At 41.5% G+C, this 25,514-nt stretch carries 27 protein-coding genes; 7 read left to right on the top strand and 20 right to left on the bottom strand.

Annotation, left to right across the window (positions count from 1 at the left end; genetic code table 11):
- Positions 1–31 precede the first annotated feature (31 nt).
- On the top strand, positions 32–1,120 hold the full coding sequence (locus ACRYKC_RS14565) for an NAD(P)/FAD-dependent oxidoreductase (protein WP_433807582.1): 1,089 nt from the start codon (positions 32–34) through the stop codon (positions 1,118–1,120).
- A gap of 35 nt (positions 1,121–1,155) precedes the next feature.
- Here ACRYKC_RS14565 and ACRYKC_RS14560 read toward each other — a convergent pair whose 3' ends face one another.
- Complete coding sequence (locus tag ACRYKC_RS14560) at positions 1,156–1,737, bottom strand: cell wall hydrolase (protein ID WP_433807580.1); 582 nt, start codon at positions 1,735–1,737, stop codon at positions 1,156–1,158.
- A gap of 228 nt (positions 1,738–1,965) precedes the next feature.
- Here ACRYKC_RS14560 and ACRYKC_RS14555 point away from each other — a divergent pair, with 228 nt between their 5' ends.
- Together ACRYKC_RS14555 and ACRYKC_RS14550 are read left to right on the top strand one after the other, a co-directional pair.
- Entirely contained in the window at positions 1,966–2,628 is a 663-nt protein-coding gene (locus tag ACRYKC_RS14555; RefSeq protein ID WP_433807578.1) for a TVP38/TMEM64 family protein, read from the top strand.
- Positions 2,629–2,637: 9 nt separating this feature from the next.
- Positions 2,638–3,216, top strand: coding sequence for a CDP-alcohol phosphatidyltransferase family protein (locus ACRYKC_RS14550; RefSeq protein WP_433807959.1), 579 nt, complete (start codon positions 2,638–2,640; stop codon positions 3,214–3,216).
- Between the two features lie 97 nt (positions 3,217–3,313).
- Here ACRYKC_RS14550 and uvsE read toward each other — a convergent pair whose 3' ends face one another.
- The 5 genes from uvsE to ACRYKC_RS14525 all read right to left on the bottom strand — a co-directional run bounded on the left by uvsE (position 3,314) and on the right by ACRYKC_RS14525 (position 7,609).
- Positions 3,314–4,270: a UV DNA damage repair endonuclease UvsE gene (uvsE, locus tag ACRYKC_RS14545; protein WP_433807576.1), complete on the bottom strand. Its 957-nt coding sequence runs from the start codon at positions 4,268–4,270 to the stop codon at positions 3,314–3,316.
- A gap of 96 nt (positions 4,271–4,366) precedes the next feature.
- Complete coding sequence (locus tag ACRYKC_RS14540; RefSeq protein ID WP_433807574.1) at positions 4,367–5,134, bottom strand: helix-turn-helix domain-containing protein; 768 nt, start codon at positions 5,132–5,134, stop codon at positions 4,367–4,369.
- A 255-nt stretch (positions 5,135–5,389) separates the two neighbouring features.
- Positions 5,390–6,214 (bottom strand): aldo/keto reductase, encoded by an 825-nt coding sequence (locus ACRYKC_RS14535; RefSeq protein ID WP_433807572.1) that lies wholly within the window; start codon positions 6,212–6,214, stop codon positions 5,390–5,392.
- A 90-nt stretch (positions 6,215–6,304) separates the two neighbouring features.
- A complete protein-coding gene (locus tag ACRYKC_RS14530; protein ID WP_433807570.1) occupies positions 6,305–6,769 on the bottom strand; it encodes a DUF4362 domain-containing protein in 465 nt (154 codons plus the stop codon).
- Positions 6,770–6,829: 60 nt separating this feature from the next.
- Positions 6,830–7,609 carry an SAM hydrolase/SAM-dependent halogenase family protein gene (locus tag ACRYKC_RS14525; RefSeq protein ID WP_433807957.1) on the bottom strand — a complete coding sequence of 260 codons (780 nt, stop codon included), beginning with the start codon at positions 7,607–7,609 and terminating at the stop codon, positions 6,830–6,832.
- Between the two features lie 188 nt (positions 7,610–7,797).
- Between ACRYKC_RS14525 and ACRYKC_RS14520 the strand changes: the two genes are divergently transcribed.
- On the top strand, positions 7,798–8,100 hold the full coding sequence (locus tag ACRYKC_RS14520; RefSeq protein WP_433807568.1) for a sunset domain-containing protein: 303 nt from the start codon (positions 7,798–7,800) through the stop codon (positions 8,098–8,100).
- A gap of 122 nt (positions 8,101–8,222) precedes the next feature.
- Here the strand turns inward: ACRYKC_RS14520 and ACRYKC_RS14515 are convergent, their stop codons facing one another.
- From ACRYKC_RS14515 to ACRYKC_RS14500, 4 genes are read right to left on the bottom strand one after another with little or no spacing between them, the layout of a single operon-like run.
- Entirely contained in the window at positions 8,223–9,074 is an 852-nt protein-coding gene (locus ACRYKC_RS14515) for a pirin family protein (RefSeq protein ID WP_433807566.1), read from the bottom strand.
- 55 nt (positions 9,075–9,129) lie between these two features.
- Positions 9,130–9,624 carry a DUF1189 family protein gene (locus tag ACRYKC_RS14510; protein ID WP_433807564.1) on the bottom strand — a complete coding sequence of 165 codons (495 nt, stop codon included), beginning with the start codon at positions 9,622–9,624 and terminating at the stop codon, positions 9,130–9,132.
- 14 nt (positions 9,625–9,638) lie between these two features.
- Positions 9,639–9,887 carry a YuzB family protein gene (locus ACRYKC_RS14505; RefSeq protein ID WP_085031662.1) on the bottom strand — a complete coding sequence of 83 codons (249 nt, stop codon included), beginning with the start codon at positions 9,885–9,887 and terminating at the stop codon, positions 9,639–9,641.
- A 27-nt stretch (positions 9,888–9,914) separates the two neighbouring features.
- Complete coding sequence (locus ACRYKC_RS14500; RefSeq protein WP_433807562.1) at positions 9,915–10,847, bottom strand: bifunctional riboflavin kinase/FAD synthetase; 933 nt, start codon at positions 10,845–10,847, stop codon at positions 9,915–9,917.
- 148 nt (positions 10,848–10,995) lie between these two features.
- On the opposite strand from ACRYKC_RS14500, the gene ACRYKC_RS14495 reads away from it, so the two are divergent.
- A complete protein-coding gene (locus ACRYKC_RS14495) occupies positions 10,996–11,535 on the top strand; it encodes an HD domain-containing protein (protein WP_433807560.1) in 540 nt (179 codons plus the stop codon).
- A gap of 128 nt (positions 11,536–11,663) precedes the next feature.
- Here the strand turns inward: ACRYKC_RS14495 and ACRYKC_RS14490 are convergent, their stop codons facing one another.
- From ACRYKC_RS14490 to ACRYKC_RS14465, 6 genes are all read right to left on the bottom strand, one after another.
- Positions 11,664–13,157, bottom strand: coding sequence for a UDP-N-acetylmuramoyl-L-alanyl-D-glutamate--2,6-diaminopimelate ligase (locus ACRYKC_RS14490; protein WP_433807558.1), 1,494 nt, complete (start codon positions 13,155–13,157; stop codon positions 11,664–11,666).
- A gap of 317 nt (positions 13,158–13,474) precedes the next feature.
- Positions 13,475–14,608: a Ger(x)C family spore germination protein gene (locus tag ACRYKC_RS14485; RefSeq protein ID WP_433807556.1), complete on the bottom strand. Its 1,134-nt coding sequence runs from the start codon at positions 14,606–14,608 to the stop codon at positions 13,475–13,477.
- Positions 14,609–14,628: 20 nt separating this feature from the next.
- Positions 14,629–16,089, bottom strand: a complete 1,461-nt coding sequence (locus ACRYKC_RS14480) for a spore germination protein (protein WP_433807554.1) — start codon at positions 16,087–16,089, stop codon at positions 14,629–14,631.
- The gene (locus ACRYKC_RS14475) at positions 16,086–17,171 is read right to left on the bottom strand and encodes a GerAB/ArcD/ProY family transporter (protein ID WP_433807552.1); all 1,086 of its coding nucleotides are present in this window, start codon (positions 17,169–17,171) and stop codon (positions 16,086–16,088) included. The genes ACRYKC_RS14480 and ACRYKC_RS14475 overlap by 4 nt, the downstream gene beginning before the upstream one ends.
- 230 nt (positions 17,172–17,401) lie before the next feature.
- The gene (locus ACRYKC_RS14470) at positions 17,402–19,525 is read right to left on the bottom strand and encodes a heavy metal translocating P-type ATPase (RefSeq protein ID WP_433807550.1); all 2,124 of its coding nucleotides are present in this window, start codon (positions 19,523–19,525) and stop codon (positions 17,402–17,404) included.
- Between the two features lie 14 nt (positions 19,526–19,539).
- Positions 19,540–19,878, bottom strand: coding sequence for an ArsR/SmtB family transcription factor (locus ACRYKC_RS14465; protein ID WP_433807548.1), 339 nt, complete (start codon positions 19,876–19,878; stop codon positions 19,540–19,542).
- A 240-nt stretch (positions 19,879–20,118) separates the two neighbouring features.
- Between ACRYKC_RS14465 and ACRYKC_RS14460 the strand changes: the two genes are divergently transcribed.
- Positions 20,119–20,778: a type 1 glutamine amidotransferase domain-containing protein gene (locus ACRYKC_RS14460; RefSeq protein WP_433807546.1), complete on the top strand. Its 660-nt coding sequence runs from the start codon at positions 20,119–20,121 to the stop codon at positions 20,776–20,778.
- 82 nt (positions 20,779–20,860) lie between these two features.
- Positions 20,861–21,280 (top strand): VOC family protein, encoded by a 420-nt coding sequence (locus ACRYKC_RS14455; protein WP_433807544.1) that lies wholly within the window; start codon positions 20,861–20,863, stop codon positions 21,278–21,280.
- Positions 21,281–21,322: 42 nt separating this feature from the next.
- Here ACRYKC_RS14455 and ACRYKC_RS14450 read toward each other — a convergent pair whose 3' ends face one another.
- The 4 genes from ACRYKC_RS14450 to ACRYKC_RS14435 form a co-directional block, all read right to left on the bottom strand.
- The gene (locus ACRYKC_RS14450; RefSeq protein ID WP_433807542.1) at positions 21,323–22,444 is read right to left on the bottom strand and encodes an NAD(P)/FAD-dependent oxidoreductase; all 1,122 of its coding nucleotides are present in this window, start codon (positions 22,442–22,444) and stop codon (positions 21,323–21,325) included.
- 98 nt (positions 22,445–22,542) lie between these two features.
- Complete coding sequence (locus tag ACRYKC_RS14445) at positions 22,543–22,764, bottom strand: hypothetical protein (RefSeq protein WP_433807540.1); 222 nt, start codon at positions 22,762–22,764, stop codon at positions 22,543–22,545.
- A 67-nt stretch (positions 22,765–22,831) separates the two neighbouring features.
- A complete protein-coding gene (locus tag ACRYKC_RS14440) occupies positions 22,832–23,215 on the bottom strand; it encodes a carbonic anhydrase (RefSeq protein ID WP_433807538.1) in 384 nt (127 codons plus the stop codon).
- Positions 23,216–23,322: 107 nt separating this feature from the next.
- Positions 23,323–25,035 (bottom strand): DNA-binding protein, encoded by a 1,713-nt coding sequence (locus ACRYKC_RS14435; protein ID WP_433807536.1) that lies wholly within the window; start codon positions 25,033–25,035, stop codon positions 23,323–23,325.
- Positions 25,036–25,514: the final 479 nt, after the last annotated feature.

The following is a 25,514-nucleotide window of genomic DNA, read 5'->3' as shown; positions in this document are numbered from 1 at the left end:
AAACTAATCGGAACAAGATAGGAGGGTTCCGATGAAAATCGCTATCATGGGAGCGGGTTTCTCTGGATTAACCTGCGCCCTTACGTTAGAAAAACATGGTTACTCGGCAGATATCTTTGAAAAAAGAGGGATGGTCGGAGACAGGATGGTTTATGCTGAAGGAGTTTCGTCGATCTTTCACACCCCTATTAAAGACTACATCCAGTTCCTAAGCGAAAATTATGATCTTCACTTAAAACCCACAAGTAACATTAGCAGAACTCAGATTTATTCTAAGAATGAAACAGCTAGTTTACATGGTAATCTAGGCTTCATAAACATGCGTGGAAAGCACCCGGATTCCTATGAAAAGCAGCTTGCAGAAAAAATAAAGTCTCCGATTCACTTTAACGCTGAGGTGAACTATGAAGAGATCTCAAAAGAATACACTCATGTAATTCTCGCAACGGGTGATCCTATGGACGTTCAAAAAATTCAGCCATTTGAGGTTTCCTATAAAGCTTCCTTCAGGGGCGCGACGGTATCTGGTGAATTTAAACGAAACGACATCCACACTTGGTTCAACAATGACTTTGCGCCAAAAGGAATGTCTTATCTTTTGCCTCATTCAGAAACGGAAGCAAGCCTTATCCTTGTGTACCCTCAGTATTCTGAAAACCAAGAGCGAGATAAAGAGAAGTTATGGGAACAGTGCCTTGAATTTGTACAGAAGTCCCTGCAGCAGAAATTAACGATCTCGAGTAACTACTCTTTAAAAGATTTCATGGTTGGAAAGGCAGCCTACCCTCGTATCGGTAACACGTTTTTCACAGGGAATTGCTTAGGTTGCATTTCTCCGTTCATCGGCTTCGGAGAATTTACAGCTTTACTAACGGGGATTTACGCAGCGGAAGATATTTGCGGTTTAGAAAGCTATGAAAAACAGACAAAGAGTATATATCAGAAATATCATGACTCGCTGACGTTAAGACGTCTTATTGAACATTCCTCCAATGAGCAATTGGACAGAGCGGTCAAATCTCTCCATAACGAACTTTTAGGAAAAGCATTGACTTCGCCTAGGCTGCAGATATTAAAGGTTCTCGCAAAGATTGCTCATCCTATTCCAAGAAGAACATAAAAAAGCAAGCATGCCGGGCATGCTTGCTTTTCGTTTTATCTTAAGAAGACGTGGTTACCAATGACAGTTGTTACTTCTTGATTGCTCAGATAGTCACTGGATGCTTTTCCAGGGTTATAAAAGAATAAAGACTCTCGGTCAAACCCCTGGTAATTTAGTGCTTCTTGTACGGCTTTTTTAGATTCCTGACTTGCAGGATTGTTAATCGTTCCATTTAATACAGGCGAGAACTGAATGCCATCATAAATGACGTTGTACAACGTATCTGGGAAACGATCACTTTCTACGCGGTTAAGGACTACCGTGGCTACGGCAACTTTCCCTGCATAGCTTTCGCCTTTAGCTTCTGCTTCCACTAAACGCGCAAGCAAGTCCTTCTCTGACTCGTCAAGCATGACAGGAAGTTCCAGTGTTTCGCCAGGGTAGATCATAGTACTGTTTTTGTCATTCACGGCTTGCAATTGTTGGGCTGAAATTCCGTATTTATTAGCAATTTTATATAGGGACTCGCCCTTCTGGACGGTGTGGACATTTTGTTGAGCATGCGCATGCGCGGGAGTGGAAAAGGAAAGTGCGCAAGCTATCGTTAAGCCTGTGATAAGCAAACGTTTTAACATTTTGCTATACCTCCTTAAAATTTATCTATTATACGGTAACATAGCATTCTAGCGGTTTTCACTATTAATTCTTTCCAGCATTACCAGCCTCCCTGGCTCCTTTTCCAGTTATTATCCATCCGTTTCTTACCACTTTGTAATAGAATTGATCGGACTTAAATAACCGTAACTATTCCATGGCATGTATAATATAAAATATACGTACTGGCGCAAGAAGGAAGTGTAGCGATGAGCCATAAAAAATACTGGATTAGATTTTTCGTAGCCGCCTTTCTCATTGTCACGATTATTTACTTTGTCTATTTTAAATGGTCCATCACTCCAAATGAGATCCGCGATTTTATTCTCTCCTTCGGATGGTTGTCTCCGGTCATATTTTGGGTGATGTATTCCTTAGGTCCCTTCATTTTCTTTCCGACCACTATTTTTTCAATGACTGCTGGGCTTTCGTACGGGGCCTGGCCTGGAATATTATATATATGGATCGGACTAACAGCAGCAGCCATGACAGGGTATTGGATCGGTCAGCTGTTTGGAAAATCTATGATCAAGTGGCATGCCTTGTCCTGGTCTGAGCCATTTCAAGAAAGGATCAGAGAACATGGATTTCTCTACGTCTTAATTTTACGCGTGTTTCCTTTAATAGGATTTGATTTACTCTGTTATACTTCAGGGTTTGCCAGAGTACGATTTAGTCACTACCTTGCTGCCACTATGCTTGGAGTCCTGCCTGGTGCTACCGCCTACGGACTGCTGGGTTCAAGTATAGCTTCTGGTGATAGAAGATTAATTTTTCTAGCCGTGACTGGAGTCCTGATACTCCTTGGGATGAGTTATTTGTTTCGCTCGAGGGTAAAAGAATGGTTAGGATTGGATCATGAAGAAAAGTAGGTGTTCGTCTTGTTAGATACTCATGCGAGAAAATATGTTCAGCCTTCAATTGATAAAACTGCTTCCTTTTTCCTTAACAAAGGACGAACAGCGAATGAAATTACGATTGCTGCCCTGATTATTGGCGTTTCGACTAGCGTTTTTTATGTACTTGGATACCCTGTCCTTGCAGTACTCATGTTATGGCTATCAGGGTTTTTAGATGCCGTTGACGGTACGATGGCGAGACACACAAAAACCTCACCATTTGGGACGGTTATGGATATTACATTTGACAGAGTCGTAGAAATTGCAATAATCGTAGCCATTGCCTATGTGCATCCTGAAGTGATGTTTCCACTGCTCTTACTCAGTGTTTCTATTGTCGTTTCCATGACAATCTTTCTAGTGGTCGGCGCTGTCTCTGAGAAAGCTGGAATCAAATCATTTTACTATCAAGCTGGGGTGGCTGAAAGGACAGAGGGGTTTATTTTATTCAGTATTATGCTGCTTTTCCCTGATTTTCTTCTATGGTCGACGCTACTGTTTTTTGGAGTTGAATTATTTACAGGTATTCAGCGATTCATGGAAGCTAAACACATACTTTAACTCTAGTAGTCAGAAGACTAAGTTTGGCCTTTCCTCGTTTTCACGTGCTCTTATAACATAAAAAACCATCCGGTACAGATTCACCTGGATGGTTCTATTACAAATTCACCATAGCTCCCCCCAGCCGCTTTACCCCCCGTATGTTCGCTATCTCTTCAACAAGCTGAAGCAATGCTCGATCCTTTGCTTTTGCCTCAATCATAAAATCAACCGGTTCATCGAGTGTCTTGAGTATTTTTAATAAGGGCTTTATATAATCAAGGCTGACGTAATCTGCATGACTGCGGTAAGCTTTTTCTGATTTTGGCGATGAGATATGGATTTTCGGCGGTACGCCCATCCCTTTCCATGTATCAAAGAACCTTGGCAGCAACTCATCCAGCTTCTCCTCTTGCTCGTGATTGGCCAAATAATGGTGATAATCAAACATGAGGGGAATACTTTCTTTTTCGCATACCTCAAGCGTCTCAGATGTCGTATATGTCTTATCATCATTTTCCAGAGTCATTTGTTTTTTTATCTGAGTTGGAAGTTGTTTCAGATTATCATGAAATCGTGCAACAGCTGCTTCCTTATTTCCATATGCTCCCCCAACATGAAGGTTGATGTGACCTTCTTTCTCCAAACCCATCGCTTCTAATAACGCATAATGGTATTCCATATCCTTCACAGCATTATCCGTTACATGGGGTTTATCACTAGTAAAAAGCGTGAATTGATTGGGATGAAAGCTTGTGCGCATCTGATGAGTTTGGATCATCTCTCCGATCTCTTGATAAAGAGACTTAAATGGACTGATATAGTCCCATTGAACTTCTCTATGAGTGGCGAGCGGCACAAGGGAAGATGAAAAACGATAAAGATGGATTTCATGAGCAATATTGAAGTGTAATGCCCTTAGAGTGTTACGGAGATTGATTTCTGTAATCTTTTCTAGATGGGGAATACGCTCCTCGTCATCTAATTTTTTATACCTAGCATATGTCATGGTTCTAGCCGGTGTTGCTTCCCATAAGGAAAGAGCGTGGGAAACATAGCCAAATCGGATTCTCATAATTAATCTCCTTTAGTTAATCATTTCCTACTCTTAAATTGCCCTTCCTTCCTATAAAAAAACACCGTGATGTTCACCGGTGCTTAAAAGAATTTCTTAAGTAAGACTCAATGGATAAAGCTGAGTATTCTGCTGATATTGCTTACGGTATTGCTTGGGCGTAACTCCAAACTGATCCTTAAACTTTTTTGTATAGTAACTTTGGTTACAAAAAACAAATTGATTAGAAATATCCGCGATCGGTCTTTTCGAATGCTGCAAATAATACACCGATGCGGAAACTTTCATTTCATTGATGACCTTTTTCAACGTCTTTCCTGTTTGTTCTTTGAATTTTCGCGCTAAATGAGAAGAACTAATCTCCAGCTCTTTTGCTATATCCTGAATGGTAATAGATTTTTCTAAATGAGCACTGATAATGTAATAAGCCTGTGAGATCATGGGGTGGTCTGACGCAGGCATCCGCCATTCTTTTACAATATTTGAAAAGTAGGAGATTAAAAACTCCATCGATTCTTTAAGCTTATCAGGCGTGGTATGTCGCTCTATGTAATCAATACTCGCTGCATTATAAGCGAACACACGTGACCGCGGAATGTTCCACTCCAATGTGTTTTGAAAAAAGTTTGAAATGAGCGCAATATAAAAATTGCGATAAGCCCGGTAAAGGTCGTTCGGTGCTCTTTCAGCGAGCATTCGATTAACCATTAAAAGAGAATTTATAGCATTTTCCTCATTCCCTAATTTCATGTCTTCTACGATTTGATTGGCTGCCTCAAAAAAGAGATCAAGATCCGGATGGTCAAGCGTAGCATCAATCTCTTCCATGATCATTGTCGAGAATAATTGGTTTTGATCTGTCATACTCTCACCTCTGATTTAACGATAAACAAGATCTTTCTGCGTGCTTCTCGACGCTTTTTCAGAAAAGCCCGATAGTTTTCCTATGAACTAATATAATACTAAAGAACTAAACACCTTTCTATCAAATTTTTGATATTTTTTAATAATAAAGCGTTGTTTTTTGATACTTTATGGACATATCTGTAAAATAATAAACAAAAATAAGCTGCCGGCGTATCATCCGGCAGCTTGTCAACGTTTTATTATCATTTCTATTTACCTTACATTCATTTCAGAAGGCTCTGGTCCTTTACGCTCACCGCGGTCCAATTTATTAATGGCCTGCATATCTTCTCCTGTCAGCTCAAAATCAAACACATCAAAATTTTCTTCGATGCGAGAAGGCGTAACAGACTTAGGAATGACAATCGTATCATTTTGTAAATGCCAGCGAATAATAACCTGCGCTGGTGTTTTTCCGTGATTTTTAGCGATGGACTGAATCGTCTCATTCTTCAAAACTTCTCCACCTTGCATGAGCGGGCTCCAAGCCTCTAAGTGAATGCCGTTTTGACGACAGAAATCCTTCAGCTCATTTTGAGCAAGATAAGGATGGCATTCTACCTGATTGACGGCCGGTTTCACTTCACATTCATCAAGAATACGCTGGAGGTGTTCAATGTTGAAGTTGCATACGCCGATCGCTTTGACTTTTCCGTCTTTGTGCAATTGCTCCATTGCTTTATACGTTTCAACATACTGGTCGTATTCAGGAGTAGGCCAGTGGATCAAATAAAGATCTACATATTCTAATCCTAATTTATCTAGACTGGTTTCCAGTGCTTTTATAGTGTTGTCATATCCCTGGTCGGTGTTCCACACTTTTGTCGTGATAAAAAGCTCGTCACGTCCTTGATCACTTTGACGAATCGCTTCACCAACTTGCTTTTCGTTGCCGTAAATAGCAGCTGTATCAATCGAACGGTAGCCGGTTTCCAGTGCTTTCGTCACCGCTGGAACTGCATCTGCTTCTTCTACTTGCCACACACCGAAGCCGAGCTGCGGCATTTCTATATTGCTATGTAGCGTCATGGTTTTCATGTGAATACACCCTTCCTAATAAAAGATACAGTTGTAGTGTAGCACGAACCACTTTCCAAATGCCGGAATTTTGCTCACATGAAGCCATGACTAGTATTCTTGATACGCAAGAGTAAGCAGTTCAATATGACCGTAAATTCCACAATTCAAGAAGTAGACAGTCTTCCCCAGTTCTTCCTCTTTTTTTATACTCTGACAGATTCTTTCGATGACTTGACCATTCCCTTGTTTATCCCTTCTTGTATCACGTTTAAATTCGATCGATTCTTTATTAAATGCTAAATCAGTATAAATGGGGTCTCCTTCCACTGTGTACCGAGTAATTCGCACCTTAGCCGGGGCACCCTTTTTCACTTTTTCCATGAAATCCTCAAGCTTTTTCTGATTCTCCAGCTCATTCTTCAACGATGAATCCTCCGGAATTTCTGGCTTTTCTGCTTCCTTTTCTGAACGTTCTTCCTCAAGCTCCGTTGTCTGGGTTGTTTCCTCCACCGGGGTGGTCATTCCGCATCCAATTAGCACGATGAGTAAACCAATACTAAGCATCCGGTACATGATTCATCACCCGCCTTTAATGAATGAGACGAATGAGGTGGAAAAAGGTTACAGGATCTCTTACAGTTTTGTAAACACAATCTCCCAATTAGATCCAGTGCCAATATTGTAAGCTTTAGCAAATGAGCCTTGATTGATCGCAACCCCTAAATTATCTAGGGAATTCACATATACAAGCGGCTCTCCTTTATGTGTATCTGCAAAAGACCTTCCAAATGTCATAGCACTGTGATACACTTCTCGGCCATCATATAGGATTGTGACGTTTAGTGTATCTCCATAAACAATATCCAACTCTCTGAAAAAAGGCCGAGGGATATTTGTCCATAGGTTTCCGAAGCGAACATCTAAAATATCGATGATGCCTTCTGTAGAATGCTTTTTTCTTTTTGGTTCTTTGACAGGAAGTTTGACGATTGACTCATGATCGATTTTCTCTCCGACTTCTTCATATGAAATGACTCCTGAGGCCAGGCGCGCACCTGTGTAAGCATAAATATCACGACCATGGAATGTGTAAGATTCTCCAGATTTCGGGAGCCTGTTAATGGTTTCATCAATGATCCGTGCTTCCACAACCCCTTCTGTACGCTGGATATGAGTCAGTGTGCCATTATCCGGGGTTACAACATAATGCCCTGATCCTGTCTTGACTACAATACTCCTTCTTGTTGAACCTACACCTGGATCAATAACCGAAACGAAAACTGTCCCTTCCGTCCAATAAGTCATCGTCTGCCAAAGCCGGTAGGAAGCCTCCCATATATTGAATGGAGGGATATCATGGGTCAAGTCGAAAATGGATAAATCACTACTCACAGAGTGAGCCACGCCATGCATTGCACTTACCGCCCCATCACTAATGCCAAAATCCGATTGTAATACAAGTGCGTTTTTCAATTGTTCTCCCTACCTTTCTTTTTGGAATTATAAATTATTGATAGTTTATAGAATATTCAGAATAAAATCAACTTAACTCCAGAACGGTTGTAAATGTCAGAGCATACGATACCTTAAGGGGGAAGACTATGAAGTACTTAGGAATGTTGCTATCTAAATCCCGTTCAGTCATTAAAGACCTTTTCTATACAAGCGTATGGATGATGATAAAAATCAAACATCTCTTTACCATGCCGTGGAACATTGCAATCTCTAAAGAACCTAAGTTAAACCGTGAATTCATTGGATTAGTCAAGGGGCATCAAAGTCCCGAAGGAGAATTGATTTATCACATCCCTGGCGACCCTGATTACGAAAGAATAGAACATGCGGTCCTGTTTATCTCAGAATATGAAGCCATGAAAGCCGGCTATAGAAAATGGAACATGTAAAGCTTGCCTACATAGAGAAGGCAAGCTTTCGATTTGTATAGAGAAAATTGGAAGGAAACAGCTTCTCTGTTATCCAATATTCCCTAATATTAACTGGGGAGAATTTATCACTAAATCCTTTTCTAAGATTTCACATCCGGCCCGAATTCCCCTCTTTGAAAATCAAGAAAAGCTTTTTTCACTTCGCCCATCGTATTCATCACAAAGGGACCGTGAGCCACCACTTCTTCACGGATCGGCTCTCCTGAATAAATAAGGACCCGTGACCGGCTGTTAGCCTTTATTATTAGTTCGCTTTCATCTTCTGCTTCAGCTGATTCGTCAAAAGTTAGTGTAGCTGCTCCAGTTTTCTTTAAGTTCTCTTCCTCTTCACCTAAATCAACATCTCCAGACAGGATGTAAAGAAAAGCATTATGGTTAAGAGGAAGATTGTGTGTATAGGTATTTCCTGGTTCTAGCTTAATTTCAGCGAGTGTGATCGCCACTTCCGATTGAAGCGGTCCTTGAACTCCTGCAGTTTGTCCAGCGTAAACAAGAACATCCGCTCCGTCTTTAGAGACTTTCACCGCATCTTCTTTTCGAACATCCTGATAGCAAGGTGTTAATCCCTTTTTCTCTTTAGGAAGATTGATCCATAGCTGCAAGGTGTGAGCAATATCTTCATCTACAGCTTCTTCTGCGTGCCTTGCTCCAGACCCTGCATTCATATATTGAATATCTCCAGATTCAAGGATTCCATGTCCGCCACGATTATCAATGTGCTCCAATCTTCCATCAATGACATAAGTTAAGGTTTGAAACCCGCGGTGAGGGTGGTCAGAGAAAGTTCCTCTCTTAAACCAGTCTTCTGCCATCAATAGAAAAGGATCAAACTCCTGCCAGCGGCCTGGTTCAAGGATCATTCCTTTTTGCACAGCCGGGAACTCCATCTCGTCATACTTCACGTACCATTTCTTCTCTACTTCCCTTTTCATGCTTATCACTCCTCGGCACATTTTACATAAAAAATACCAACGAAAAAGTTTGATATCAAGACAAACGCTTCGTTGGTACTCTCGGATAAATAGTAATCATTCGATACATTAAAAAACTGAATAACAAGAAAAACAATATAGCGCTCACCCCATCGGGGATGGCAATATTTTTAAGAACAACGGTTAAGATTAATGGCAGCGTGGCCGCATAGGCGGTCAGTTTCCACAGCTGCTGGTAGGTCAGCTTACGCCCGAGTGCTTTACGCATTAACAAAGCAACCCCCGCAAGCATCGAAACCCCAATAAGAATCAGGAAAAGGATGAACATCGGATAAAAAACGATCACCTGTACCAGGTACTGGCCCCGTGATACTTCCGTCAAGTTGGTATCAAGATTGCGAATCGTACGAATCATATCCGGTAAGAAAAGAACAGCTAAAAGGATAAACAAATAGACAATTGTATTTGTCATCCCCTTACGATTCAAACGAAACATCGCTTCTCTTTTCGGTAAACGTAAACTGTTAATCAACGAATCAATAAACCCCATTTGTCTCTCCTACCTTAATCGGCATATACAGCCAGTTCTTCCTCAATCTTAACACGAATTTTGTCTAGGGCTTCTTCGGGTGTTTTGGCAAAAACTCTCGTGCCGTTTACGATCGCGTATGGCCGTAGCGCGCACATGCCGCAATAAGAAAGGCATTCATTCATGAGTACCGCCACTTCAGGGTATTCAGACTCAATGATCCCTTCAATATCAAGTTCCGTAATCAAGTTACCGTCACAGACTTCGACAACGACTACCCCCATGGTTCAATACTCCTTTCTATGATGACTTTAATCTATGCCTAAAATTAATCGTGCTTCACGCTCGTCCTCTTTCATTTGCTCTACTAATGCCTCAATCCCGTTGAAGTCCACTTCATCGCGCAAATGTCTCAAAAATTTAATTCGAACCTTTTGATTATACAAATCACCTGAATAATCGAGAAGGTAAGCCTCAACTTTATAAGAATCACCATTGACCGTCGGGCGGTAACCCGCGCTGATCAATGTGTAATAATGTTCATGTGTTTCATCTAGCTCAACAACTCCTAAATATACGGCAGGCTTCACTTCCACATATTCTGCAATTTGACCGAGATTTAGTGTAGGGAAACCAAGCTCTCTTCCCAGTTTTTCCCCTTTTTCCACAACTCCTGAGAGTTCGAAGGGGCGAGAAAGCATAGCTTGTGCAGCCTCCATATGACCTTGCTGGACAAGCTTTCTAATTGTTGTACTGCTGATTTTTTCTCCGTTCAATTGCACTACAGGCAGAATGGTGACTGGGATGTCAATTTGGCTGCAAAGCTTAGCAAGGCCTTCTGCATCGGACCCTCTTCCTTTTCCAAAACGAAAATCCTCTCCTACTACGATTCGGGAAAGCTTCATCTGACTCAAATGCTCAAACACAAACGTTTCAGGAGATGTCCGGGCATATTCCTCTGTAAACTGAACATGGTAATAACGGTCGACACCGAAGTGATCAAGAATTTCACGCTTGTGCTGAGGAGAAGTAAGCGTATATTTGTATTCCTCGTTCCCTTTCAGCACCCATTTAGGATGATCGGAAAAACTATATACAGCCAGCTGTTCACCGTTCACCACCTTTTTTTTCGCTTCTTGGAGAAGAAATTGATGTCCAAGGTGAACGCCATCAAGCTTTCCAATGACTAACACTGTTTTATTTTCATTTTTCGGTGGTCTGCCTGATACTTCTATCGTTTCCATCTCCCATGCATCCCCTTCTGCCTATTGTTTAAACCTATTAATTATAATATACCAACATTTATTTAATCAACCCAACAAACAATTTGCAACTGATGTGCACCTTCGATTTAATGGAAATAGAAATAGAGTTCCGAAAAGGAGTGAGCCCATGATAGAAGAAGCAAAAGCCTTTGCCGCAAAAGCCCATGCTGGTCAAAAACGGAAGAATTCTAATGTCGATTATATTGTCCACCCTATACGAGTTGCGAAGACCTTAAAAGAAGCAGGATTTCCAGAAGAAGTTATTTGCGCCGGATACCTTCATGATGTTGCGGAAGATACGGACTATGACTTAAGTGACATCGAAAGACGTTTCGGCACTGAAGTAAAGGAGATGGTCGCTGCCCACACGGAAGATAAAAGCCAGTCATGGAATGCGAGAAAAACTCATACGATTGAAACTTTAAGAGATGCCCCATTGGAAGTTAAAGCACTGATCATTGCTGACAAGCTCGATAACCTCCAGTCTTTAAGTGAGGATTTGGAACAGGAGGGTGATGCCATTTGGATTCATTTTAACGCAGGGTATGAAAAGCAGAAGTGGTATAACGAATCGATTGCAGAGGTGATGGAAGAGGGACTTGAAGCGGAAGAAGTCCCTGAATTTTTCCACACCTATCAAGAGCTGGTCAAACAAACGTTTGATTAGAGTTGTGACTCATGGAATGAGGGGGATTATTGCAGTTACTCATTTGAGTGTGGTATTGCACCATTCTCTGTCTGGATTGCACCAATTTCATCACAAAAAACAGATCAGGCCAAATACCTGATCTGTTTTTATTGGACAACTGGAGGGAAATACGCATGAATGATCTCTTCATCAGAATGCGGAATTTCTTCTCCTTTTATAATTTGCGCATTATTGATACACCCGCTTGTAAGCAGGATGATGTCATTCTCTTGGCCCAACTCAAGTGATTTCAGTACGCCTTCTCTTCTTGTTAAAGATGTGTGGACATTCGGAGCGGTGGGCTGTTGGAATCCCGTAAGCACTTGATCAACAACTGTTTGCGGGTCGTTATAACCAGGATGGTCGACAGTCACCACTACTTCATCCGCTTTGCCTTCTATAGTTGCTGCCATCTTTGGCATTTTGTTAAAATCGCGAATGCCGATTCCTGCGATCATCACAATTAATCGGTTGTAATCGAGTTTTTTCACTTCTTCAAGCAAACGGTTCAGGGCTACTGGTGTATGAGCATAATCAAGGATGACTTTTTGGTTATGAGGGGTTTGAATCACTTGAAAACGCCCTTCTGGTCCTTCCAATTCAGGCAGGACGGTTAGCACCTCATAAATGCTGTATCCAAGGTGAAGTGCTGTACCAATCGCCGAAAGGACATTGGCTACATTGTATGTGCCATAAACAGGAACATATACACGGTAAGAGTCCCCTTTATAACTCAAGTTAAAGAAAGATCCTTCTTCTATGACTTCGATGTTTTCCGCCTTTAAATCTGCTTTAGGATGAGATTCAATGCTGTAAGAGATCATCGATCCTGCGCATTTTTCCTGCAAGTCTTCCCCCATTCCCTTATCATCAAGGTTTACGACTTTGTGTTTAGCCTGTTCAAATAACCTCAATTTACATTCCTTATAGTGTTCAATCGTCTTATGATACTCCAGATGTTCTTCAGAAAAATTCGTATGAATCGCAACATCAAAATAGATTCCATCCACTCGATGCTGATCAAGGGCAATCGATGATACTTCCATGACTGCTGCTTCATCATTCATCTCGTAAAGATCCCTAAAAATTTGATGAAGGTCTAAAGATTCAGGCGTCGTAGGAGTACTTTTTTTGTAATCGAGCTTCCTTTTTGAAGTCCATATCCCTGTTGTTCCTATAGACCCTGTCGGCATTCCAAGAAGCGTCAATAAAGACCTGACATAAGCGGTTACCGTCGTTTTTCCATTTGTACCTGTCACACCGATGGTTTTGATGTCTTCATCCGGTGCATTAAAAAAGAACTTCGAAAAAGAAGCCATGGCTTGCCGGATATTTTTTACTACTACGAACGTGCAGTATGGGTTTCGGTAACTCAAGTACTGAAATAATATAGGATCTGTCCCAACAATAACGTTTGCGCCTCTTTCTATTGCTTCTTCAATGTAGTAGTCCCCATCAAACGTTTCTCCTTTGATGCTGAAAAAAGCAGAGTGCGGTTCTACACGCTTTGAATGAAAGGCCAAGTGGTTTACGATTTGCTGGCTTGGACCGAATATGTGTTCAATATTCATATGTGGAAAATCATTTAAATAGATCATCATAGCTGTTTCCTCACTCTTAGTATAGTTTTATCGTCTCTGAATGTAGCAAAAGTATGTATCTTTATAAGACTGGGATTAACGGAAAAGAAACCATAATTTTCTTGAATTCAAAATAGTGGTAAGTATCTTTTCCCATTGGTCATGCAATTTGAAACATAAGAAACCGTCCTTACCAGTAAAACAGGTCTAACGCCTATATAATTTCCATTATCATCCACCTCAGGTCATCCATAATATGGATGACCTGAGGTGGTGAAAATAGGAAAAATTCATATAAAAAAGCCAAGGAGCTCTCTAAGAGAGCTCCTTGTTAATGCTTATTCTTTTATTTTTAGTTTACCTGAAGAAACAATGCTTGCTTTTACTTTTAAATCTTTTAATGTCTCAGGTTTCATCCAATCTTTATGTTCAAGGCCAAGCTTTTTAAAGGCTTTGGGGTTCTTTTTGTACACATGGTACGTGAGTTGATAGACGTCAATGTTTTTCTCTAAAGCTGTTAAATAGGTGTTTTTTATTTGTTCTTCAATTTGCTGTTCAGCTTCTTTAGCAAGCGTTTGGTCACCTTTATGGAATGGATTCTCAATAATTTCCCCTGTTACCTCTACTTTTACAGACACACTCACCTCTTCACCATGAATCTCAGGCTTGATATCAATTTTAGGATCGGTAAAGATTATCGAAGCGTAATCTCCTTCATTCTTGTATAAATAAAGAGGTATCCTATTAGACTCTTTCTGCATCCACCGAACACCTTTCTCTTCTTCTGCAGAAAGACTCCCTTTGTACTTCCCTCTATAGAGATAAGCACTTCCGCCAAATTCATGAACAGGATGCGGTTCATTCCCTTTCTTCCACTGCTTAGCATTAAGGGCAAACTTAGGAATATCTAACATTTTTCCAGGTTCCTTTTGATCAATCAAATACTCCCGCAAAGTAATAGGTGTAATGAGGGAAAACTGCCGGAAAACAGGGTAGGGATTGTTGATTCTTGAATACCAGGGAGAAGTTCCTAAAATCGGTCTCCCTTGTGCTAGACTGGAGAGTTCCTCATCGGTGGCGTAAAGCATCACTTCACTTCTCGTCTCCGAATAGCGGTTGAGCACATCCATGATCTCATCAAGAATTCCGTCCTTTTCCAAAGCCCTGGTTGTTATGACCAGCTCACCGATATGGGCCCATGAAACAGGCTGTTGAGCAGTATAGTAAAGATTATCAGTTGCACTATCGAAGGTTTTACCGATGCCTTTTGCAACCCAAATCGGTAATTCTTCCTGGGAACCCCCACCACCTTCTTGTTTACCCACGTTCTCAAATTGAAGGAACCTCGTATAGATATGAAATTCTCCATTTTCATAATCTATACCCAAACCGGAAACATAATTCACTTGCTCAATAGTCTTACTATCCCAGCAACCTCCCAAAAACATTAGAGAAAATAAGACAAGTATCATCCATTTTCTGTACAATTTATTCACTGCCTTTTTCTCGTAGTATCAATAGGATCCAGCATCTCTGGTCTTCGGTATGTATCATTGGCCGAATTCCATACGGATTTTTTCAAGTCTCCAGGTTTCAATGGTGCAAAAGGAGCCAGGTATGGGACCCCGAACGATCGCATACTTGCTAAATAACCAACTACTGCAAACAGACAAATGAAAAATCCGAACATTCCAAAAATAGAAGTGACAAGTAAAATGACCAAACGTAAAATACCTACAAGACCTGTTAATGATTGATTGATCAAGGTGAAAGTAGCTACAAGAGCGACTGCATTGACAACAAGGATTCCAGGTGCTGTCAAACCTGCTGCGATAGCGGCCTGCCCAATAATTAAACCACCTACCACCGATAAGATTTGTCCAACTACCATAGGTAATCGAACACCTGCTTCTCTAAATAATTCAAATAAGAATAACATTAGAAAACACTCTACAGGAGCAGCAAAGGGAACACCGTCCCTCGAAAGTGTGACGGTTGCTAAAAGAGTAAATGGAAGTTGGTCAGGATGATAAGTAATCAATCCTATCCAAAAAGCAGGCACGAATAAAGCAATGAACAACCCCACCATGCGTAGAAACCGTTCAAAAAGGACAAAGATGGAAGAAACATTGCTATCCTCCGCTGTTTTTAACACGAAAAATAAATTGACCGGTGCGATGAGAGCTGTCGGGGTACCATCAACCAAAATGGCAAACCTGCCATGCATCAAACTTTCCACTACAAAGTCCGGCCTTCCTGTATAGGCAAATAAGGGAAACAATGGATGTTTTCGATCAGCAATCAATTCCTCAATTTGCAAGCTGCTCTCCACTCCGTCAATATTAATATTCCCAAGCCTGGATTTAGCCTCATCAATCATTTCCTTGTTGGTTACATCCTCCAAGTAAAGCAGCTGCACGGTGGTCTTCGTACGTTTACCTACAACGAAAGATACGACCTTCAAACTGGAAGTTCTAAGTCGCTTACGTACAAGAGCCGTATTCATGACAATTTCTTCAACGAAGCCTTCCTTCGATCCTCTAATCGATACTTCTGTACTTGGTTCCTCTACATTCCGCATTGGATGGTCAATGGCTTCGATTTTCCATAATTGGGAATCCTCTTCATGGAGAATGACTGCCTTTCCTTTAAAAACGATGTTGACCATCTTTTCTTTGGTAAGCGATGTACCAAGCTCTGTTACATTTGCTGGAAGAACGTCCTTCAAATCTGCTCTTTTTCTTTTGTTATGCATAATAGGTCTCAGCACGTACTGAAATAAAGCAGTCTGATCGTACAACCCTTTACAGTAAACCACGAGTATTTTCCCCACAGATGTATCTGCTTGATGAAATTTAACATCGGCGCACCCGTCAAATAGTTCTCTCAAAGATTCTTCAGTAAACGTGACAGCTTGTTCTGTAATCTCGTGCTTTTCATTTTTCCTGTTCAAGATGTCCGCCTCCTATGAATCCATACTACCGCTCCCAACAATAAGAAAAGGTACAGACCCATTCCATACACAAAACCGGGCAAAACAAATTTCTTCAATAAATTATAGAACTGCATATCGGATAAAGGTGCATATAAGCTAAGAACTAAAAGAACTGCATACCCCAATTGAAGCCTTCTTTTCACCTTTACTTTTTTAATAGTAAAAATAGCTGGGATCAAGTATATGATTAGAGCTATCCTTATCACAGCGCCCGAAAGCCACTGATAAATCGTCAAATAATCCACATGCGTAATATAAGCCCCTATGGATACCATCCTCCATTGCTCATATGCCGGATATCTTAATTCAGCACCGTGCTCTGGCCCAAACATAGCTATAGCCCCTGTAATCGGTGCTACTAAAAGATTTAGAAGTAAAGCACCAATTATTAAATACTTCCAAAACGCCATCTTTTTTTTCACTTGATCTTGAATACACAAAAGAAGAACCAAATCGATTGCTCCGCTGCTTCCAACAATGAAACCTTTCCACACGGGTTCCCATCCTTCAACCATCACAGGAAACAGTAAGGAGTAATCTTTATTCTGCATATTAGCAATGGTTACAAAAATACCTAAAATCACAACGAAGGGAAGCAGAACTCCTGCTGAAATCGCTAAAGTCTCCATTCCTTCTTTAAGCATTAAAATAACTACCAGTAAAGTTAGAACAGCTAAAAAAATTTGAGGAGTACTCTGTAAATACGAAACTTTCGTCCACATGATCGTGTCGAAATACGTAATAAATCCACTGATACTTAGATAAGCCAATAGAGGTATAACAAATAGCCACTTACCTACTTTTCCGAGACCTTCTTGAATGAACTGAAATAGAGATTGGTCTTTTGTCAGTTTATGAATGATGAATATAATCAAAAGAACAATGAGGAAGGACACCGTCGTCATAGACACAGAAATCCATGCATCTCTTCTCGCCACATTCAAAACAGGGGGTGTCAAAATAACGTGATTATAAAAACCCGAAGACATCATGACTAAAAAGAGCAGTTGTACGTAACTGATTTTTCCATCTCTCGTCATTGAAAGAATCCTTTACCTTTTTTATTAGACTCTGTGAAGGAGAGGTAAAATATACATAATCAGGTGAATAAAAGATATCCAAGAAGAAAAGCCCAAAGCGGTAAGCTTTGAGCTTCAGGTAATTGATGAAGATTCGTTTGCTCACGACAAACCACAAAAGCTTGTAGAGCACAAATAGTGATTACTCTACAAGCCATGGAAAGCCCCTTTATAAAAACACCATATCAATTTTACGCAGAAGGCTGGAATTCTACTTCTTCTTTAGGTGTATGAGATTGTACCTCTGACTTTTGCCATAAGATCGTAAGACTAATCAGTGTTACAAGGATTGTCGCACCCATATCTGACAAGATGGCGACCCATAAGGTCAACCAACCTGGAATCGTCAGTAATAACGCGAACAGCTTTAACCCTAATGCAAGCGAAATATTTAATTTCACTACCCGGTTTACTTGTTTAGCTATTTTAACCGCACTAGGCAGCTTGCCAAGGTGATCCTGCATCAAAACAATATCAGCTGTTTCAATCGCACTGTCGGTACCTTTTCCCATGGCAATACCAAGATCAGCTGTTGCAAGCGCTGGGGCGTCATTAATCCCATCGCCTACCATCGCAATTTTAGTGCTTTGGCTTAACGCTTTCACCTGATCAACTTTCTGATCTGGAAGTAGGTCTGCATATACATCAGTTACGCCAATTTTTCCAGCTACTTTGCGTGCTGTTTTTTCATGGTCGCCAGTAAGCATGATCGTATGTTGAATCCCTGCTTGGTGAAGGCGTTGCATAAGTCCTGCACTTTCTTCTCTAATTTCATCCGCTATTCCAAATACACCGAGAAGTTCTTCATCACTTGATACGATGACAAGAGTATAACCTTCCTCCTTAAGGGCATCAATATCCCTTTGCTGCATTTCCTGAATTGTCAGATGAGTAATCGTCTGTTCACTACCGATATGGTAGGCACGCTCTTCAATCTCTGCCTCAATCCCTTTTCCAGGAATAGCATTAACGACCGTAGGCTCTACCAATGTCTGTTGTGTCGTTTCGACTTCCTTCATGACTGCTTTAGCAATCGGGTGTGAAGAGCTTTTTTCAATCGAACCGGCAATTTTGTAAAAATCTTCGTGGTAGACTTTCACTTCTTGTACGATCGGTTCTCCTTTTGTGAGTGTCCCTGTTTTATCAAAAGCGATACTTTCAATCTTGCCTAGCTGCTCAAGAAATACTCCGCCTTTGATTAAAATTCCATTCCGGGCATTCTTTGTAATTCCTGCAATGATTGCAATCGGCGAAGAAAGAATCAATGCACATGGACACCCCACAATAAGAACGGCTAATCCTTGATAAAAGGACGCTCCCCATGCAGCACTCGTCAGTATGGGCGGTGCGATCATGACTAGACCGGAAATCACCATAATTAATGGCGTGTAGTACTTGGCAAAACGATTGATAAACAGCTCTGTCGGAGTCTTTCTGTCCTGCGCATCTTCAACAAGGTGCAAAATCTTAGCTAAGGAAGAGTCCTGATAAGCTTTGGAGATCTTTACTTTGATTAGCCCTTCATTGTTAATGCTGCCGCCGTAAAGCGATTCACCAGGAGCTTTTTCTACTGGTAGTGACTCTCCGGTGATAGCCGCTTCATTAACGGAACTGAAGCCTTCTATGACAATTCCATCTGATGGAATCTTCTCACCTGCTTTGACGAGCACAATATCCCCTTTTTCCAAAGATTCTATAGGGACGATCGTTTCCGTCCCGTCCTCACATAGCAGGGTCGCTTGCTTTGGTGCCACTTTCAAAAGTTTCTCCATAGAATGACGAGCTTTTTCCATGCCTAAGCCTTCTAAATACTCATTCAATCCAAAAAGAATCGCGACCATAGTGGCTTCCCGCCATTCCCCTATGGCAACTGCTCCGACAAGGGCAATGGTCATTAACGTATCAATGTTGAATTTCAACCGAACAAGGTTCTTTGCGCCTTTGATAAACGTCTGGTAACCGCTAATTGCCATTGCCACAATATACATCAAAATTAAAACAAATCCCGGGACCATGCTCTCAACAAAAAATGTTAAACCGAAAATCAGACCGGAAAAGATGACGAGCAGCTTCATGGTGGGGCCGTGTGAATGGTCATGGTGATGATACTCATCACCTTCTTCTTCCACTAACGTTGCACCGTCCGATTTAAGAATTTGACGGACTTTCGCTAGGTCTACGTCCTCATCGACCATCAGTTTGCTGGATCCGAATTTCAGTTGAGAATCTTCGCCATGGTCCAGTTTTTTTATTTCACTTTCCATTTCTGCTGCACAGTTTGCACAGGATAATCCCTGAAGCTTAAACTCCTTCATATTTCTACTCCCCTTTAATGGTGAAGAGCGTGGTTAATCGTTTGCTGCAAAACGTTCATAACGTGATCATCATCATTGGAATAGTATAAGGTCGTTCCCGCTCTCCGATACTTGACTAAACGTAAATTTTTCAAAAACCGCAATTGGTGAGATACCGTTGACTGTCTTAGTTCTAATGTATCTGCGATTTGATTTACAGACATCTCCTGTTTACAGAGAAGATGAAGGATTCGAATTCTAGTCGGGTCGGACAACGCTTTGAACGTTTGGGAGACAACAAACAACGTCTCCTCATCTAATTGTTCTACTTCCTCTTCATTTCCGTCCACTTCGTGTTTAGGATCTTTTTCCATATATCGGCACCTTCCTTATATGCACATATATTCATATATACACTTATCGTATGATTGAATATTCCTTTTGTCAACGGACGAACACCCATGTTTACTGTTCGTAGTTAGAGGGAAAATCCTCACATGTCGACACTTTGTATAGTTTCATTTACTCAAATGGCAAGCATATTTTTTGTTTTGTATAAACCTGCCGTACTATGATTTCATGGCTATACCTACTTTAGATAAGGAGGAATTTAAATGTCTAAAAAAGTATTAATGGTAGTGACCAATCATGCAAAGATTACTGAGGATACACCGACAGGGATTTGGTTATCCGAATTTGGAGAAGCCTATAATGAGTTTAAAAACCACGGCTATGAAGTGACGGTGGCAAGTCCTTCTGGCGGGGAATCTCCTGTGGATCCAAATAGTGTGAGCGAAGATGAGCCGCAAGAGATTTTAAATACTAAGCCGCATTTAGAAAATACAATACCAATTAGTGAAGTAACTGCTGAGGATTTTGATGCCATCTTCCTTCCAGGAGGTCATGGTACAATGTTTGACTTCCCTGACAACGAAAAACTTCAGAAACTACTTCGCAGCTTTTACGAATCTGATAAAGTTGTAGCAGCAGTCTGCCATGGTCCTTCAGGTTTAGTTGGAGCTACTTTATCGAATGGCGAACCTCTTGTGAAAGGCAAACGAGTAAGTGCCTTTACCGATGCGGAAGAAGTGGAAACAACACTAGATAAACATATGCCATTCTTACTTGAAAGCAAACTGAATGAGCTAGGTGCCACAGTTCTAACAGGTGAGAAATGGGCTACGCACCATGAAGTTGATGGTAATTTAATTACGGGGCAAAACCCGCAGTCTACAGAAGTTGTAGCTAAAGAAGTCGTGAAACATCTGGGATAACTCTACAAAACAGCCTCTTTCCATAAGAGGCTGTTTTTTAATGTGATAAAATGGATGGACCATAGTATAAGGAGATTTTTTGATGAAGAAAAAGTTAGACCATATCGGCGTTGCCGTACGAAATATAGAGGAAAGTATTGAGTTTTACACGAAGGTTCTCGGAGGTTCAATGATTGACCGGTACCGCAGTGAAGCTGAAGGGGTCGAGAGCGAAATTGCCATCATCGATCTTGATGGCGACAGAACAGAGCTGCTGATGCCGACAAATAATACGACTTCGCCCATTGCTCGGTTTATAAAGCAAAAAGGGAAAGGCGTCCACCATGTAGCGTATCAGGTTGAAGATCTGGATGAGGCTCGGAAGGAGCTTGAACTACAAGGGATTCGTACGCTTGACTGGTCTCTCCGCACCAATAAACATGGCAGGCGATTAATTTACTTGAACCCGGCTGACACGGAAGGCACCATAATTGAGTATTGTGATTATCCTGAACAAAATTAAAAAGGATGTCCTACGAGGCGGTAGGACATCCTTTTTGTATCGTTATTCCTCTGTACGGATCGCTTCCGCTACATCATAGTCGGCTGGATCTAATTCAGTTTCCTCTCCAAGTGCCAGACGTGCAAGCTCTGCACCCAGATAGGGGCCTGAAGTTAAGCCTGAGGCTCCTAATCCATTGGCCACTAGCAATCCACCTATATTGGGCACTTCCCCAAAAACAGGTAAAAATCCTGGAGTGAATGGACGGAAGCCAACTCGTGTTTCTACAAGAGTGCTGTCGTATAATCCAGGAGCGATTTCCAATGCCTTGTCGAAAATATAATGCATGCCTCCCGCTGTAGGACGGTTGTCGAACCCTACATCATCCTCGTGGGTCGCACCGGCGACAATGCGGCCTCCGCCGAAGGAAAGCATGTACTGATTGTTTGGCGGCATTACGACTGGCCACTTGCTCGAGTCTGTATTTGGCAGTTCAAGGTGGACAATTTGTGCCTTTTGAGCAGAAACTAAAAATTCGACCCCGAGAGGTTTAAGTAGCGGCTTTGCCCATGCGCCTGCCGTCATCAGCACCTGTCCACGAATGGTTTCACCGTTCACCTTGACTCCTATCACCTCGTTTTTATCAAAAGCCAAGGAAGCATCGCCCTGGACAAACGTCGCACCGTTTTTTTGGGCAGCATTCAAAAGAGACTCTTTTAAAGCACGTCCATTAACCCTTGCAGCACCGCTGACGTGGACTGATCCATATCCGTCAGCTAAAGGAGGAAAATGATTTTTGGTCTCCTCTGGACTCAAGCGGGTAACTTCTCCGATTTCCGGGGCATCCTCTCTCCTCTTTAATGCACGCTCCACCATTTGATCGAGTTTTTTATCATCAGTATGAAGGCTGATTGCTCCTACTCTGCTGTAGCCAGTCTCGTCCTCGCCATCTTCCTTTAACATCTGAATTAGTTCAGGGTAATATTTGGCGCCGCCTTTGACGAGACGATACCATTTTTTATTTCGTCTTTGCGATAACCAGGGGCATACGATTCCAGCTGCAGCTTCTGTGGCCTGCCCTAAATCATTGCGATCTATGACCGTTACATCCACTCCTCTTTTTGCTAAGTGATAGGCGGTTGAAGCTCCTAATATACCTGCTCCGATAACGATCTGTTTTTTCATGTGGAACACCTATTTCCGTATAAGATTCATTTTTACATTTTACAAGAGTTCCCTGGCTCCCTCAACAAAAGGAGAGAGCCTTGACCAAGGCTCTCTCCTTATTTTTCACTGTATTCACATAAATAACGGTAACACTGTTCAAGTGTACTTACACAATCGTGAATGCCATCACTCTCAATTTCATAAAGGTCATAATTGTTTTTCGTAATCGTAAAAGGCGATATGTGTACGACGTTTTGGGCTTGAGAAAACTTCTGAAGCTCTACGTATATGGGATCCCATTCATCCTCCAACAACTCAAAACAGCTCGCCTGTTCCACATTCCATCGCTCCCTCGTGCGAAAATTTATCACCTAATTATTTTCGCTATACGAGTGACGTTTTCCTTTATTGAGAGATAACTTCTACTTCCCAGTTTTCATTCACATACAATCCGATGACGGTAACAGAAGGCTCCCATGAACGAATAATTTCTAAGGATTTTTTCGTTTGCGCAACTTTTTCATTTTTGTCGATAGGGTTTCCTGCACAGTCATGGTGACCGACAACAGCTACGACTTCTGAACCGTGCTTTTCTGTGGAAATTTTAACTTTCGACTTCATAGACTCAAGTCCTTCTTCTGTTCCGTTTAAAATAAAATGGTTCGGGCCAGCCTCCGTAATCATGTCTATGTACTCGACCTGATAATTTTCTTTCATCCAGTGGATGACCGGAAGCTGTACTCTCCCATCCATACAATTGATTGCTGTTGCAAATGTAGCTTTTGACATTTCGATTACCTCCTAAAATGTTCTTTCCATTATTTTATCATAAATAAATAAAAAATAGAGGAATAGCAAAACCCCCTACAGAATGAAACGTAGGAGGCAAAGAATTCTTATTGGTTAATTCCTTCAATTTGCATCTCTTCGACAGTAGCGGTTCCGTTATCGCGGATTCTCGCCTGCATCTCTACTTTGTCGCCTTCTTTTAAGAAAATAGCTAGAGGTGCTTTACTCGTATTAACCGTGTATATCGTCGTTTCTCCTTGTAATAAGAATTGGACAGATTGCCGTGCTTCCGTAGAAGTGACGAGCACACGATTAATAACACCGCTTTTCTCTGTCAGCTCTACTCCACCGCTGCCTTCAACAGTGCTCGGGTCCTGGGCAAGCTGAAGCCGGTAAGCATTTAAGGTTTGCTTCGCTGTATCTCCAAATACGGCAAAATCTGAATCAGACGCTTTTATATAAGCATATTGCTTAAATAACCCATTAGGATCAAGAACGTTTACAATCCAAGTCGGGTGGCCATCCACGTTATACAAAACCGGCATTGAACCAGTCCAGTTCTTTTCAGGAAACTCTTTATTGACGATCTGTTTCGCACCCTTACTATCCATTATTCCATTGTTCTTCTGACCATTATAGTAAGTCAGCGCTCCTGTTCTGGCGTGGATTAACGTGTAGCCGAGCGCAGAATCAATATTTTCCTTCGGAGAAGCCATATCTGTAAAGTAATACATTTCGCCTTCCTCACTGAAAATTGGAGTTACGCTGCTTTCTGTACCGGATTCATTGGGGATCTTGACATCTTTCTTACCAAAAATAGAATTCAGCCAGCCGTGCACATATTTTCCGAAATACTCATTTTCAATTGCAGCCAACTCAGAGCTCACGGATCCTTCTATAAATTCAGGGGCTTCACTTGCATCATAAGTGTCCACATTTCCCGTCACTGGATTAACGACTGCGACCCTAATTTGGTTCATATCAGGACGGTTGGAGAAAAACAACGGCTTATAAATCGTCTGGATATACCAGGGTTTCCCTTCATCATCAATTTCGATCTGAGCTTCCCCGCTTTGAATATAGTCGGGGTGCTTGCCATAAACCGCACGTTGAACATTATGGTGGAAGTAACTTGAGTTGGTATACCTCATTTTACTTTCAATAAACTCAGGTTGGGCATTCACGTTCGTTGCCGGAATAGAAAAGTAGCCTTCCGTTTCATTTCCACGGATATATCTCCAAAAGCTTGTGAATTCGACTGGCGCGATATAGACAATCTCTTCTCCTACGCTCTGAGCCTGTAATTTTCCTAAATCATAAAACTGGGTGTTGGGCACAACACTCATCGCTTTTTGCACCTTATTCCTGGCCGATTCGGGTGCCACTGAAATCGGGGTGTTTTCTTCATTTAAAGGTCTTGCTTCCTCTTCTTCGGATTTTGAAATCGAGTCATACGTTTCACCAAGAGCGACAATGCTGTAGACGAATACACCAATAATGGCGAGTGCCACAACAACGGCGATGCCTCCCGTCCAGGAGTTGAAGGATGTTTTAGCATTGACAGGGACTCTTGCTCCAGCGTAGATGAGTGGTACTAACAGAATCGCCACAATCGTGTTTAAAATTAATAAATTGGGAATCGTGATGGTCGGCATGAAGATGTAGACGAATACGATCATGATAATGACGCCGAAAATAAACAATCCAATCGCATTCTTCATGATCAGGTTGCGTCTCATTGGATTTTTCATATAGGCGATGATAGCCAATAGAAAATACAGAATAAACGATAAGATCGTTGTAGTTAAAATTCCAATCATTTCTCTCTCTCCTATTTATGTGATGTCTTATTTACGTTATGAAACTCAAATTCGTTTCATTAATTTTATTATCAGTGGTTTTGATGAAGCTACCTTCTTTCAACTAAACCTTCTTATCCTGAAGACTTAGTTTCGATGCTAATGTGGGGATGTTTCCGTTACCTAGTAGCCAGACTAGGCGTTCGGGTAAATCGCTCCCTTGCCACTGGAATGACGGCAAGCCTCCTGAGTTTTCCCACCTGTTGGGTCATACCAGCTATAACATTCCCGAATTAGTCACACCATTTCCCCTTTCACTTTACATTTATTTAAGTGAACAAAACGCCATATAAGGATTATCAACATAGCAGTTGTTTGGTTATAAAAGCTATTCGAATGGTAAAGGGTCCGTTAACTTCTTGACAGCAGGTGTGACTGGGAAACGGCGAGACTCCCGCGGGAGAAGGATCTAGGTGAGACCCCACAGAGAGCGTAGCGAA

This window comes from Halobacillus sp. A1-3 (assembly GCF_050971765.1).
GTDB lineage: Bacteria > Bacillota > Bacilli > Bacillales > Halobacillaceae > Halobacillus > Halobacillus mangrovi_B.
Note: the sequence above shows the minus strand (reverse complement) of the source record. Positions and strands in the feature narration are given on the sequence as shown.